Below are 14057 nucleotides of genomic sequence, written 5' to 3' on the forward strand. Positions count from 1 at the left end.
TTCTTTTGCACTTTAATCGATAGCTTGCCAAAAATGCATTATATAGGATATATCATGTATTAAGAAATTGTAGTGCATCAAAAACACAGCGGTGAAAATTCGCGCTTAACTCTTTTTCTGTTAGCTATTTTTCTGTTAACTCTTCTTCTGTCAGCCTTTGGTTGGCAACGTGTTGGGACATGATTGTGATGAGAATACCTGTCTTCAAACTTGCTTCTCTGGTGGTGTTGTTTGGCTTGATATCTCCTATGGCGATAGCGTCTGAGTTGGTTATTGCCCAACCGACGTCAGCGACTGCCATGGACCCTGGCTTTTTGAAAGAGCCGGCGACGCTGGTTGATAACTTGTTCGACACGCTCGTGATGCGCGATGCGAACATGGCGTTGCAACCCGGCTTGGCGCTGAGCTGGAAGGCTATTAATGACACGACCTGGCAATTTGAATTGCGCAAAGGCGTAAAATTCACCGATGGTGAACCCGTCAACGCACAGGCGGTGAAATTCTCAATCGACCGTATTCTTGACCCGGCTAATCATGCGCCGACGATTTCCTATATCAGAACGATTAAGTCTGTCGATGTTATCGGGGAGTATGAGGTTCAAATTCACACCGATGGCCCGGACCCATTACTGCCAACGCGAATGAGCCGCTATCCGACCTATATCGTGCCGCCAGCTTATGTCAGCAAAGTCGGCGCCGCTGAATTTGCTCGCAAGCCTATTGGTAGCGGTGCTTATACGCTCTCGGCATTTGTGCCGGACGAAAAAGTAGTGATGCAAGCCAACCCAGATTACTGGCGCGGTAAACCGTCTATCGATACCGTAACATGGCGTCCAATCCCAGAGGCTACGGCACGTGTTACCGCATTATTGACTGGAGAAGTTCAACTCGTTGATGGCGTACCGGCCGATCTGGTGCCCGCGTTGAAAAACAAACCGGGCATTCATCTTGAGCAGGTTAAAGGTGGCGGTCTGACCGTATACCTTGGCCTGAAAATGAACGAGAAGCCGCTGAATGATGTGCGGGTACGACAGGCTTTGTCTCTCGCGCTTAATCGTCAGTCTTATACCCAAGACTTGCTACATGGTTTCGGTACACCAACCGGAACTATGGCTGGGGCGAAAGATTTTGGTTATTTAGCGATCCCAGCACCAGCTCAGGATATTGCTAAGGCCAAATCTTTGTTGGCAGCCGCGGGCTACCCAAATGGTTTCACCGTGCATTTCCAAGCGCCGCGCCGTTATATTGCCAGCGCTGATGTCGCGCAAGCTATCGTGCAGGATTTGGCAACGATTGGCGTAAAAGCCGAGCTTGAAGTACCAGAATGGTCTGTCTATACCCAGGAAGTCGCCGCCCAGAAACAAGCGCCACTGTATATGTTAGCCTGGGGATCGACCCAAACATTGGATGCTGACGCTGCACTTTACCCGATTCTACATTCAGGCGAGCCTTACTCCACCGTTAGTATTCCTGCGCTCGACAGCTTGCTTAACCAGAGCCGTTTGACGGTTGATGCGGCAAAACGCGAGAAGATCTTACAACAAATTCAAACCTTGGTGGCTGAACAGCAGCCGTTAATCCCGCTGTATCGTGAGGATTCTATTTACGCCAGCAGCGATGCATTGACCTTCACTGGTCGTGCTGATTCCCGTATTCCATTGTTTGATTTGAAACTGAAATGATCCTGTTACGTCAGGCATTACGGACCAAACCACGTCGTCGCTTTTATGGCGATGTGCTGCTCGGTGGCCTGCTGGTGGCTCTCGTGCTGCTGGCGGCGTTACTGTCGCCTTGGTTGCCGCTGCCTGACCCATTAACGACGCATTTGGCCGATGTGTTTTTAGCGCCAGGGACCCAAACTGCATCGGGTATGCACTGGTTGGGCACCGATCAGCTCGGGCGTGATTTGCTGGCGCGTATTCTTGCTGGTACACGCTTGTCGCTGTTTATTGTACTGATGGCCGCTGTGATTGCAGCCGTTATGGGCTCGTTGCTTGGCATGTTGGCCGGGTATGTCGGTGGTTGGTTAGATGCGTTGATCATGCGCCTGATGGACATTCAGCTGGCCGTACCTTTTATTCTGCTGATTTTGCTCGTGATGGCGTTATTTGGTGCCTCTCTGAGCAATATCATTGTGATTATGGGGGTGACCAGTTGGGCTATTTATGCTCGGGTTGCTCGAGCAAAAACGCTTGAGATCCGTGAGCTGGAATATATTGAATCCGTCCGCGCGATGGGCTTTTCAACGCCACGTATTTTATTACGCCATGTATTGCCTAATTTGACCACGCCATTAGTGGTGCTGCTGACCCTCGATATTCCGCGGCTTATCGTATTGGAAGCTTCGATAGGATTTCTCGGCATGGGTATTCAGCCGCCAACGCCAACCTTGGGTAATCTGATTGGCGAAGGGCGATCTTATATGTTGCTGGCGCAATGGTTGGTGTTCTATCCGGGATTGATCATTGCCGCTCTGGTCATCGGCTGTAACTTGCTCGGTGACGGTTTGCTGCGCAAAAGCCATGCGAGGGCGGGCTAATATGCTGAGATATATTATGGCGCGCCTCGGCCAGTCGATCTTGGTGATGTTTGGCTTATCAATACTGATTTTTTACAGTTTGCATCTGACCGGCGATCCGGCGGCAGTGATGATGCCACCGGGATCGACGCAGCAGGAGATCGATTCTTTTCGTCATAGCATGGGCTTTGATCGTCCACTTCTGTGGCAATACGGCCATTACCTCAATGAGGTGCTACACGGTAATTTGGGTGATTCGTTACGCTACAGCCAGCCAGTTACCTCTCTGATTGGTGAACGAGTACCCGCGACGCTGCTGCTGGCGGTCACGGCGCTGGCCTGGAGCACGATTGCCGGATTATTACTGGGTATTCTCAGTGCGTTAAAGCAGAACAGCCTGTGGGATCTCTTATCAAGACTGTTGGCATTTAGTGGGCAGGCGGTACCGGTTTTCTGGCTCGGCTTGTTGATGATTATTCTTTTTAGTCTGAATTTGCGCTGGCTGCCATCGAGTGGTTATGGCAGTGCCAGCCAGCTGATTATGCCAGCGATTAGCCTAGGTGCTTATTATATGAGCGCTATTGCCCGGCTGATCCGCGCCAGCCTGATCGATGTATTACAGCAGGACTACATTCGTACTGCCCGCGCTAAAGGGCTAAGCCAGTGGCGCATAATTGTGCGTCATGGCTTGCGTAATGCGCTGATCCCGGTCGTCACGGTGCAGGGAATGTATTTTGCCTCGCTGCTCGGCGGTGCGCTGGTGACGGAAATTATTTTTGCCTGGCCGGGCATTGGCCGACTGGCGGTACAGGCGATTCAAAACCGCGATTTTCCGTTGGTTCAGGCGATTGTGCTGCTAGCTGCACTGCTATTTGTCGGCATCAACCTGATTATTGACTTGTTGTACGTGGTACTTAATCCGAGGATCCGCCTATGACTCGATTAGCGATGGCGTCTGCTGATATCACGCCAGCACTGCAAGAAACACTCGATTTATTGGCCCAGATGACGCCATTTCGTTCGGTTGACGGTGAGCTAGACGAGCAGCGAGCCTTGGCACAATGGCTAGAAACCTGGCTGGAAACTGAATTAGGTGCCCATCCTGTTTTACCAGTCAGTCAGCAACTACTGAAGGATTCACCGCCGTTAGTCCATGCGCGTCTGGATATCGGCGCCAGTAAAACGCTGGTGTTGTACAACATGTACGATGTGATGCCTGCCAGCGATCATGGTTGGGATATCCCGCCGTTTACCGGCGGCGTTCTGGAGTGGCCTGAGCTGGGGGCGGTGTATGTGGCCCGCGGCGCAGAAAATAACAAAGGGCCATTGGCTGGCATGCTGATGGCGGTGAAGAACCTGCTGTTAGCAGAGCAGTTAACCGTCAATATCGAATTTGTTATTGAAGGCGAAGAAGAGATTGGCAGCGGTAGCTTGCGCCGTTATTTGGGACGACACCCTTGCCCGATTGCTCCAGCTGAAGCCGTATTGTTCCCTTCGCTTTGTGAATATGGCGGGGGAGAGCCACGCATTTATCTCGGTTTTAGTGGGTTGAGTAGCGGTTGTTTATCGGTGAACGGCGGGGAGTGGGGCGGGCCTACAGCGGCAATACATGCCAGCAACGCCAGTTGGATTGCCAATCCGGTTTGGCGCTTGGTAGCCGCGCTTAACGCTATTGGCGGTAAGCCAGGCAATCAAGCGGTATTGGCAAAAATTACGCCTGATGAACCAGCCAACGCGCTGCTGGCAGAACTCGCCAAAAACTTTAGCCTTGGCGATGAGCTGCGTTTTCGCCGCAGTCAACGGCTGACCGTTTCTGGTGATACTTTGCACTGCCTGCAACATCTGCTCGGCTGTGCAGTACTCAATCTTGCCGAAATCCATAGCGATCCGCCGGGTGGACGCGGCGTGATACCGCATCGTGCCAGTGCCGAATTAGCTTTCCGTACACCGCCGGGTATCGATAGCGCCGCACTGATTGCCAGCATACATCAGCGCTTAGCCACACCAGGTTTCGAAGGCTGCGAACTGCTCCTTGATGACTGTTATCCCGGCCATCGTTTTAGCCGTGAAGCGACCGGCGTCAATGAACTTATTGCCAGTTATCAGCAGCATCATGCCACGCCACAGATCTGGCCGTGGGCTCCAGGATGTGCGCCAGCTTATGCGTTTGCGCCGATTGCGCCAGCTTTTCTTATTGGCGGCCTGGGTCACGGTGGCAATGCACACGGCATCAATGAATTTGTAACGTTGCAAGGTTTGCAGCGTTTCCAGCATTCAATGAGTGACTGGATCAAGTCATTCTAAATTTTTCTCGGCTTATGGCCGAGCGCTAGCACCAGGGAAAACCAAGCAGTACATAAGCAGTATATAAAGCAGTACATAAAGAAAGTTAAGGTAACAAGATGAAAACTGTTGATGATTTTGAACGTGTTCCACTCGGCTTTTTCCCCACGCCGCTCGAAAGTTTGAGCAATGTGGGGGCATCGCTGGGCATTGAGCTTACGATCAAACGTGACGATTACACCGGTTTTGGCGGTGGCGGCAACAAAGTTCGTAAGCTGGAGTACTTGATGGCAGAAGCTTGTCGTCAGGGGATTAACACAGTGATCACCACCGGCGGGCATCAGTCAAATCATGCCCGTATGGTCGCCGCTGCAGCACGAAAATTCGGTATGAAACCGATTTTAGTGCTGCGCGGCAACCCGCCGGAGCAGTATCAGGGCAACTTGCTGCTGGACAAATTGTTCGGTGCCGAGCTGCAGTTCCTCGATCCAGACCAGTATTTTGATCTGATCGCTGGGGCCATGCAGGCGCATGCTGATGCTGCCACGGCGCGCGGTGAAAAAGCGCTAATCATTCCTTTGGGCGGAGCAACGCCTTTAGGAGCGCTTGGCTATGTTCGTGCAGTTGAAGAGATGGATGCGCAGCTGAAAGCGCGCGGTGAATCCGCGCCGCAGGTGATTGTGGCTCCGACCGGTTCTGGTGGTACGTTGGCGGGATTATACGTCGGCGCACGTCATTACTGGCCGCAGACCAAAATTGTCGGCATCAGTGTGAGCGCTAAAGCACAATGGTTCCAGGATCGTATTTCTACGATGGCGCAGGATTGCGCCGATCTGCTGGAGTGGCCGCAGCAGTGGTCGCCAGAAGATATCTGGATTGAAGATGGCTTTGTTGGCACGGCCTATGGTGTTCCTTCAGATGGTGGTATTGAAGCTATCTATCGGGTTGCTCAGGCCGAAGGTGTGTTGCTTGACCCGGTGTATACTGGCAAAGCGATGCACGGGCTAATAAGTTTGGTCGAACAGGGCAAAATTGCGCAGGGGGATAAGGTGGTATTTGTTCACTGTGGTGGATCACCGGCGTTATATCCGTTCTCGCAACGACTGTTGGAGCAATAAGATGCTACCGACGCTGCGCTACCTCAATCGTCAGGATGTGTTGCAACTTGGCGGTACCGACCCACAGCAAGCCTTCGATGATGTGCTTGAAGTGGTACGTCTGATGCGCAGCGGCGAGGCGCAAATGCCGGCGGAGTCGCATGTCGATTTAGCGACACCGTTAGGCAAAGCTTACGCACTGCCTGCGAGAGTAGGTGGACGATTTAACGCCGCAGGGGTTAAATGGACCGCTCATCGTCCGCAGGCAGAAGATGGTTTACCGCAAGCGTTAGCCTTAACCTTGGTTAATGATGCTAATAGCGGTATTCCGCGTGGGCTGGTTGAAAGCGCGGCGCTGACAGCGACGCGCACCGCTGCCGTTTCTGCCGTGGCGCTGCGTTATGCGGCACCACGGCCGATCCGGCGCGTATTATTACTTGGTGCTGGCGTGCAAGCGCAGGCACATATCAAAATGCTTAACGTGTTGTTCCCGCAATTGGAAACGCTGATCTGCTGGAACCGCACGCCGACCCATCTGCAACGTACTCTGGCGGCGTTGGGAGACTTACCTTGGCCCGTTGAGTGTCCGAGTTCACTCGCCGATGCATTGGCGAGTGAATACGATGCGCTGATTTCCTGTACCAGCGCTGCACAGCCATTTCTTGGGCCGCAGGCGCTGCGTGAAGGGACGATTGTTTTACAGATTGGTTATCACGAGATGTCCTTTGAGGGTATCCGCAAAGCTAGCAAAGTGGTCGCCGATTTATGGGGCGATTTTTGCCAGACCAGCGCTAAAAGTCTGTTTCAAATGTATCGAGCTGGGGAGTTTCCCGCTGCTGCATTGGCGGCCGACCTCAGCAATTTGTTGATCGACGGTTGGCGTCCTGACACCAACGATAGCGTCTATTTCTCTTCATTTGGCCTCAATGTGTTTGATATCGCGCTGGCCGCACGCTTGTTACAAGACGCCGAGTTGCAACAGCTTGGTCAAACCCTGCCGCTATTTTCCAGAGACTCGCTATGCTGATTAATGCGCGTGAACTGTTGGCGCAGCAGAAGCGAGGTAAGCGGTTTCTGTTGGTGGATACGCGTGACATTGCTAGCTGGCAGGCGGCAACGTTACCCGGCGCGGTCAGCCTGAATGTGTATGACTATTTTATTCCCGACAGTACTGAGCAAGGGCTGGTGGCGATGGCCGCCTCCTTTGAAGCTGCGTGGCAGCAAGTCGTGCAGCATGATAACGCGGTGCCAGTATTCTTTGAGCAGCAAGTTGGAATGCGTTCTCCACGCGGCGCATGGTTTGCCTGGTTCTGTGGCTATGAAGAGGCGTTGATCCTCGATGGTGGCCTGGATGCCTGGATCGCTGCTGGCGGGGAGCTTTTGCCGGGCCATGCGCCAAATGCCGTGGTTGCTGTGCAACAGGGTGCCGAGTTGATAGCGGATATCCGTTTAAGTCCGCTCCAGCGTCAGTGGGTAGCGACTCGGAAACAAATCGAGCAAGCTGATGGCGTGCAACAAGTGATATTGGATGCTCGTCGGCCTAGCGAGTTTGATGGCAGTTTTGTCCATGACTGTTGTCATCGAGCCGGTAGGATCCCGGGTGCACATCTGCTGTTCTGGGAGGATATTGTAGAACAGGGGGCATTTGCTGGTGCTGATTTCATCGCCAGACGAGCCGCTGAGGCCGGGTTGCAACCACACCAGCAGATCATGATTTACTGCCATCGTGGCGCGCGTGCTGCAACCGTACTGGCGGCGTTGCGCCTGGCGGGTTATCAACATTTATCGGTGTATGTCGGGTCTTGGCATGAGTGGGCAGAACATCATGAACTGCCGCTAAGCGTTGGCTCTTAACCCGTTTTACGCCGCTGTAGCGCCTGTTGGATATCTGGCGCGGCAGCTAATAGTTGGCGGGTGTATTCATCCTGTGGTGCATTGAGTACCTCTGAGGTACTACCGGTTTCCACCACCTTGCCGTGGTACAGCACGATAACCCGATCGCATAGCTGGCGCACTGCACCGATATCATGGCTGATAAACAGCACCGTTAATCCTAATTGCTCACGTAACTGGCTCAGCAACGCCAGAATCTGCCCGCGCACCGACAAGTCCAATGCCGAAACGGCTTCATCTGCTACCAGTAAATCGGGTTCCAATGCGAGCGCACGAGCAATAGCTACCCGTTGACGCTGTCCGCCAGAAAATGCGCCGGGCAAACGGCTGGCATGATCGGGCTCCAGCCCGACGAGTGTGAGCAACTCGGCCACGCGTTGGGTTACTTCTCCAGCGGGTCGCAGTTTGTAAACCCGCAACGGCTCGGCTATCTGCTCGCCCACCGGGATTTTAGGGTTCAGGCTGGCATAAGGGTCTTGAAAAATAATCTGTGCACGACGCCGCAAAGCCTGTTGTTGCATCTTACTGGCGCGTTGTAGGTCAATCCCATCGAATATCACTTTGCCGCTGTCAGCTTGCACCAAGCCGATAATTGCCCGGCCCAAGGTGGTTTTACCAGAACCCGATTCGCCAATCAGACCGATAATCTCACCACGTTGGATATCGACAGTGGTGGGATATAACACTGTCTGACGGTTGGCGGGCATAAACGGCAGCCAATGTTTGTGCGGGTAACTCTTGGTTAAAGCCTGTATGCTGAGCAATGGCGTATTGCCGCTGGAAATCGGCTGGCGCGGTAGCGGTTCAGGTTGCGAAGCCTGGATCAACTTGCGGGTATAGGCATCCTGCGGGGTGGTCATTAAAACAGGAACATCGCCGTGTTCGACGATATTTCCTTGATGCATTACATAGGCACGATCGGCGTAACGAGCGACCAGACTGAGATCATGGGTGATCAATAGAATCCCCATATCCATCTCCCGCTGGATTTCCTGTAATAATGCCAAGATCTGCGCCTGGATCGTCACATCAAGCGCGGTTGTCGGTTCATCGGCGATCAACAGTGCTGGTTTACAGCTGATAGCGCTGGCGATCATCACTCGCTGGCGCATGCCGCCAGATAGCTGGTGAATATATTGTTTAGCGCGTTGGGCTGGGTTAACAATACCGACTCTGTCTAGCAGTGCGATAGCCTGCTGATGGGCTTGTTTCCAACTGAGCTGGCGGTGTCTGACCAATACCTCGGCAATCTGTTCTCCGACTTTCAGCACCGGATTCATGCTAGTCATCGGTTCTTGGAATATGGTGGCAATGCGTTGGCCACGCACCTGTGCGGCAAACGGCTGGCCAGCGCTGGCAATCAGCTCACCTTCAAAGCGAATATCACCTTGCTGCTGCTGTACACCGCTAGGTAACAGGCCCATTAATGCCAGTGAACTCAGTGTCTTACCCGATCCTGACTCCCCGACTAGCGCAACGATTTCACCACGTTCAACCCGAAATGAGATGCCATTAACCAGCGAAAGTCCGCCCTCAGTAGCAATGCCAAGTTGAGTAACGTCAAGTAAGTGCGCCTGTGAAGACATAGAATGCAGCCTGCCGAGGAAGTATGTTGAGAGAATATATCCTATATTCTCTATTCACAAGCCATAGTCATGTGCGGCTTAGGCCAGTTGGCGATGAGTTATGAGTTTTAGATCAAATGTTGAGTTTGATTGGCTGTTCATGGTCATTTCCTCTGGCCTGTATTCGTTATCTTAGCCAACAAGACAGGCTATCGAAGATCAACTCACAAGAAGCAGACCTAGATGGTTTTAAGCTTCTGGCTGAATCTTGATGTTATAACCCCAGCTCACTCAAACCGGGATGATCATCTGGGCGGCGTCCTAGCGGCCAGTGGAATTTTCTCTCACTCTCTTTAATCGGCATGTCGTTGATACAGGCATAACGATTGAACATCAGCCCGTTGTCATCAAATTCCCAATTCTCATTACCATAAGAACGGAACCAGTTACCGGCATCGTCATGCCACTCATAGGCGTAACGTACGGCAATACGGTTAGCCTCTACCGCCCACAATTCTTTGATCAGGCGGTAATCCAGCTCTTTGCGCCATTTACGCGTCAAAAAAGCTTCGGCCTCGGCGCGACCATTAATAAATTCTGCTCTATTGCGCCATTGGGTATCAGGCGTATAGGCCAGCGACACCTTGGCTGCATCGCGTGAATTCCAGCCATCTTCGGCTAAGCGAACTTTCTGGATGGCCGTCTCGCGAGTAAATGGCGGGAAAGGCGCTCTTCTTTCTGTAGGTTCAGACATGTATCACCTCGAATATTTGAACTAATTTATCTGACTGTTTATTAATACTTTTGCTGTCTCTTTGGCATCGTCGGCAGCGGCCGGGTTGCCCATCAACATAGCAACGGTAATGGCCCCATCAATCAACACCAGCAATTGATTGGCCAGTGCTTGCGGTGTTTTGGCATGCGCTTTTTCGGCCAACCTTGTGATGAAACGAAGAATGTTCACTTTATGCTCTTTGGCAATCACCCTTACTGGATGATGCGGATCTGCCGTTTCTCCTGCTGAGTTAATGAAGGCGCAACCGCGAAAGTCCTCGGTTTGGAACCAGGATTTCAATGCGTCGAACATGGCGAGTAAGCACGCTTCTGGACTATCACTGACGCACGATGACTCTTCAAACCAACGCATCCAGCGTTTATCTCTGTGCTGCAATGCCTGAGCACACAGATCGTCTTTGTTACTGAAATAGCGATAAATAGTTTTACGCGCTATCCCGGTTTTCTTGACGATTTGTTCCATCCCGGTGGCATTGAGGCCGTGCTGGTAAATCAGCGCTTCGGCTGCATCCAGTAATCTGTCTGGTATTTCAGTGGTGTTTTTTGTGTTCATGCGCAGATGGTAGAATGATCATTCTACCTAGTCAATGCATCGGGTGAAAAATGCTACTGAGTTTTTGTGTTCTGAGGGTTATGAGCTGCGTTGTCGTAATGCCAACTATTTGGGATTTCAGTCGTTACTTGGCCGTATTCAACAGAAAGACCACTTCGCCGCGATAGAATGGTGACGCCGCCAGGCGTTGTTGCCACTGTGTATTCCATGCGCCTTGTTGTACCAAACCAATTTTGAAGGGTAATTGCAGTTTCAGTAGCGCGGGCAAATAGTGCTCGTATTGCGTGACGGTATGTCTGCCTTGATAAGTTTGGATCACCAGTTCATCAATCGGTAACGTATTTAACTGATTGATATTTCCAGTTTTCGCCCAGTCGAGTAACCCAGTCACACCTAGGGAATATTCCGCGGGCAGCTTGCTGCGCAGCATGGTGAGGAAAGTTGCGTATTTATCTAACTGATAAGTGGCGGCGTCAAAATCAATCTGCAAGCCAACCACCTGATTGCCTGCTTCAGCCCAGCGCGCAGGCAATCGTAAAACGTTTGCCAAGACATCGTCCGTGATATCCAGTGTAGCAACGCGCACGGTTATCCAGACCTTCGGTGCCTTGAGTTGGCTTAATGGCAGGCCTAATTTGATAAATTGCGTCGTCTGACCAACGCTAATCACTTCCCCTTGGTGGAGATAAAGCGTCTGAGCTTGTTGCAAAACAGGCTGAGCCCAAACGCCAGACCATAGCCAAAATGCCGGATAGTCATGGGCATTTACATAGCCGTTTGGTGCTCTCTCCATTGCCGAGGCAGTAGAGAGAGCAGCAATAAACACGTGTAAAAGTAATAATCGTTTCAGCAATCTCATATCACCAATAATATTTGAGGCGTTGCGCCCATTGGTTGCCTTTATAATTGCTTTTCAACTGATTAAACCAGCGTTGCCTCGTTTGTTTAGCGATCTCTTGCTGGTCACAACTGTTATAACCAGAGGGTGAGAAACACATCACCGCACGATAAAGCGCGTAGCTTTTATCTTCGGGCTCTGCTTTAGGGGCGGCAATAACCTGCTGGTAATATTTCAATCGCCCGTGCATTGGATCTTGATTAAGTGCAGTGCTGGCGAGTTGATCGAGTTTGCCATTATTTCCTGATTCAACATCAATTCTGACATTGGCATTGGTCGTACGTAAAAACTCGCCGATGCAATTCAATGCGTGAGGATCGTTCTTATTTTTAGCCAGTACTTCTACCGTTTTATCTAATGGCGCGCAAAAATATCCAGGTTCGCTACCGCTGCCATCCCAATTGAATACGCCGATATTTACATCGTCAAAAAGCGTCTGGTCGGGCATATTTTTAATATTTTGTTGTAAGCGTTTATCGTCAATAAAACCTTGATAATCACCAACCATCAGATCTTTAAATAACAGAGTATGGAGTGCGATTGTTTTCTCTTCATCAGTTGGTGCTGATGATGCTTGTTGCTGTAAAAGCGCTTTATCTGCCAGGCTTTTAAGTACCAAGGAGCGATAACGTAAATTATTGATTGGGCTTTCTGCCGCGTAAATCTCTGACGTTTTATTCTGCTGAACTAAGGTGGTTGTCAGCATCAATTGGACATATTGCTGTTGATACTCATTCAGCGGCAAGCTAAGCAAGTGACGCCAATGGGATTGGGCCTCTTGCCATTTATTAAGCATGGCTAATGCGTTGCCATAGATAATTTGCTGGCTGAAGGCGAGGATATCATCGGGTGAAAGCATCGCCGCTGGCGTAATGGCGGCAACTAATGCGGCGTAATCTTTTTGCTGGTAGAACAACCAGGCATTGTGCATGTATTCCCAGAGTGGTAGCTGGTGAGCGTCAGTAAACATTGGTCGTTCACTCTGTAATGCCTCTTCCGTCAGTTTTGGTACAGACTCTTTTTCCAGATTGTACTTTCGCAACCATTTCATATTCTGGGTAAAGGTGAGTAAGGGAGTACCAGCAGCGCTAATAAAAGGTTGCTCTTTACTTTGATAAGGGATCTCTCGGCTGAGTAATATACGATCGCTTTCATCAATCATCGTGCCAAGTGTATTGATATCGCTTGAGGTAGATATATTGCTTTCATACAGTGAGGCTAACTGCAACCAGTCGGACAAGTACCAATAGATCCGCCGATGAAACCCACGGACTGAAGCGGCATATAGTCCATCTGGATATGTTGTTAAATAAGCCTGTGCGCGTTGTAATGCTGCGGCTCCTGCATCTTTATTGACTCGCTGTGGATCAAACATGCCGTATTCGTCGATGGCATTAACGGTGATTTGATTTAGCGCGATACGGAAAAGCATATAGTCTGCGGTTTGCGCCACCCACTTTTGTTGTGATGATAGCAGAGTGCTAAACCCCGCTTCGGCCTGAGAAAATTTGCCCTGATAAAACAGCTCAGCATTGGCCAGATAATCTCTAAAAGCACTTACGGAGGAATCAGAGGGGGTATTTTGCAACTGGGGTAAAAATTGTGCCGCTCCTTCTTCATTCAAATAAATTTGGCTACGCCAAGAAGCCAGCAGGTGGCGATTCTCTGGTGTTAATTGCCGATCGGCCTGTAACGCAGTGAAGAACTGGCTTAATGAATCCAAGTTGTTAGACACCTTACGGCCCTCATTTTCCGGCGTAGCGTTACTTAATGTTGCCGAATCAATACCGAGGCTAGATGCTAATATCTTGAGGGAGTTGTTCGCTTGTTGGCCCGATGTATCTGCTGAGGTTGCCTGGCCTTGCAGCTCATCTTCATTTGAAGTTTGGTTGCGATAAAGAGAAAAATCATAGTCTCGATTGCGACTTAAATCTTTTCCGGTAGAAGATAAAAGTAAAGGAAACTTCTTTTGCGCGGCGGTCAGCATCAACAAATTAATACGGGTATCATTATCGGCAGCCAGGTAAGGAACCCCACTCATCGGGCAATTGCTGTTCCAACTACAACTGATGTCATCAAAAGAAGCGAAGGCTTGCGGGCTAGCGCAATAAGCTGCTGAGGCAGCGAGGGTCAAAATGAGGTTTTTAATTTTCATTAACGATAATTTCCATATTAAAATAAATGAGTTACCAATAATTACCGCGAAGGTGTAGCGCTTATTCTTGTCTTCTTAGCGATGATGAAAATATCCGTTATGCTAGTACAAATATAAAAAAATGACCTGCTTATTTTAAAATCCCACCACGTTTCTGTTGTGTTTTCATCCTTACTCGTAATATCAACTTTATATATCCCTGCCATTATTTGAATAACAGCTTAGGTTGATGGAAGCATCGCGGTCATTATTCCTAGTAGAGTGGGGGCATTGAAATGGCAGGGTGTATATACCCGTCAT

At 50.5% G+C, this 14057-nt stretch carries 12 protein-coding genes; 7 read left to right on the forward strand and 5 right to left on the reverse strand.

Going from position 1 to position 14057, the window contains the following annotated elements; all coding sequences use genetic code 11:
- Window positions 1-188: 188 nt before the first annotated feature.
- From ACL9RG_RS19550 to ACL9RG_RS19580, 7 genes are all read left to right on the forward strand, one after another.
- Entirely contained in the window at window positions 189-1682 is a 1494-nt protein-coding gene (locus tag ACL9RG_RS19550) for an ABC transporter substrate-binding protein (RefSeq protein WP_422794361.1), read from the forward strand.
- A complete protein-coding gene (locus ACL9RG_RS19555) occupies window positions 1679-2539 on the forward strand; it encodes an ABC transporter permease (protein WP_422794313.1) in 861 nt (286 codons plus the stop codon). Before ACL9RG_RS19550 ends, ACL9RG_RS19555 begins: the two co-directional genes overlap by 4 nt.
- 1 nt (window position 2540) lies before the next feature.
- Window positions 2541-3455: an ABC transporter permease gene (locus ACL9RG_RS19560; RefSeq protein ID WP_422794314.1), complete on the forward strand. Its 915-nt coding sequence runs from the start codon at window positions 2541-2543 to the stop codon at window positions 3453-3455.
- Window positions 3452-4822, forward strand: a complete 1371-nt coding sequence (locus tag ACL9RG_RS19565) for a M20/M25/M40 family metallo-hydrolase (protein WP_422794315.1) — start codon at window positions 3452-3454, stop codon at window positions 4820-4822. Before ACL9RG_RS19560 ends, ACL9RG_RS19565 begins: the two co-directional genes overlap by 4 nt.
- A gap of 98 nt (window positions 4823-4920) precedes the next feature.
- A complete protein-coding gene (locus ACL9RG_RS19570) occupies window positions 4921-5919 on the forward strand; it encodes a 1-aminocyclopropane-1-carboxylate deaminase/D-cysteine desulfhydrase (RefSeq protein WP_422794316.1) in 999 nt (332 codons plus the stop codon).
- A gap of 1 nt (window position 5920) precedes the next feature.
- Window positions 5921-6925 carry an ornithine cyclodeaminase gene (locus tag ACL9RG_RS19575; protein ID WP_422794317.1) on the forward strand — a complete coding sequence of 335 codons (1005 nt, stop codon included), beginning with the start codon at window positions 5921-5923 and terminating at the stop codon, window positions 6923-6925.
- On the forward strand, window positions 6919-7752 hold the full coding sequence (locus ACL9RG_RS19580) for a sulfurtransferase (protein WP_422794318.1): 834 nt from the start codon (window positions 6919-6921) through the stop codon (window positions 7750-7752). Before ACL9RG_RS19575 ends, ACL9RG_RS19580 begins: the two co-directional genes overlap by 7 nt.
- Here ACL9RG_RS19580 and ACL9RG_RS19585 read toward each other — a convergent pair.
- The 5 genes from ACL9RG_RS19585 to ACL9RG_RS19605 form a co-directional block, all read right to left on the reverse strand.
- Entirely contained in the window at window positions 7749-9377 is a 1629-nt protein-coding gene (locus tag ACL9RG_RS19585; RefSeq protein WP_422794319.1) for a dipeptide ABC transporter ATP-binding protein, read from the reverse strand. The genes ACL9RG_RS19580 and ACL9RG_RS19585 overlap by 4 nt on opposite strands.
- Before the next feature lie 253 nt (window positions 9378-9630).
- Complete coding sequence (locus ACL9RG_RS19590) at window positions 9631-10110, reverse strand: DUF1348 family protein (RefSeq protein WP_422794320.1); 480 nt, start codon at window positions 10108-10110, stop codon at window positions 9631-9633.
- A gap of 21 nt (window positions 10111-10131) precedes the next feature.
- Window positions 10132-10704 carry a TetR/AcrR family transcriptional regulator gene (locus ACL9RG_RS19595; protein ID WP_422794321.1) on the reverse strand — a complete coding sequence of 191 codons (573 nt, stop codon included), beginning with the start codon at window positions 10702-10704 and terminating at the stop codon, window positions 10132-10134.
- Window positions 10705-10828: 124 nt separating this feature from the next.
- Complete coding sequence (locus ACL9RG_RS19600) at window positions 10829-11497, reverse strand: DUF3142 domain-containing protein (RefSeq protein ID WP_422794362.1); 669 nt, start codon at window positions 11495-11497, stop codon at window positions 10829-10831.
- A gap of 67 nt (window positions 11498-11564) precedes the next feature.
- Window positions 11565-13757 carry a hypothetical protein gene (locus tag ACL9RG_RS19605; RefSeq protein ID WP_422794322.1) on the reverse strand — a complete coding sequence of 731 codons (2193 nt, stop codon included), beginning with the start codon at window positions 13755-13757 and terminating at the stop codon, window positions 11565-11567.
- Window positions 13758-14057 lie beyond the last annotated feature (300 nt).

Source organism: Rouxiella sp. Mn2063, from assembly GCF_049319665.1.
Lineage (GTDB): Bacteria > Pseudomonadota > Gammaproteobacteria > Enterobacterales > Enterobacteriaceae > JBMOUD01.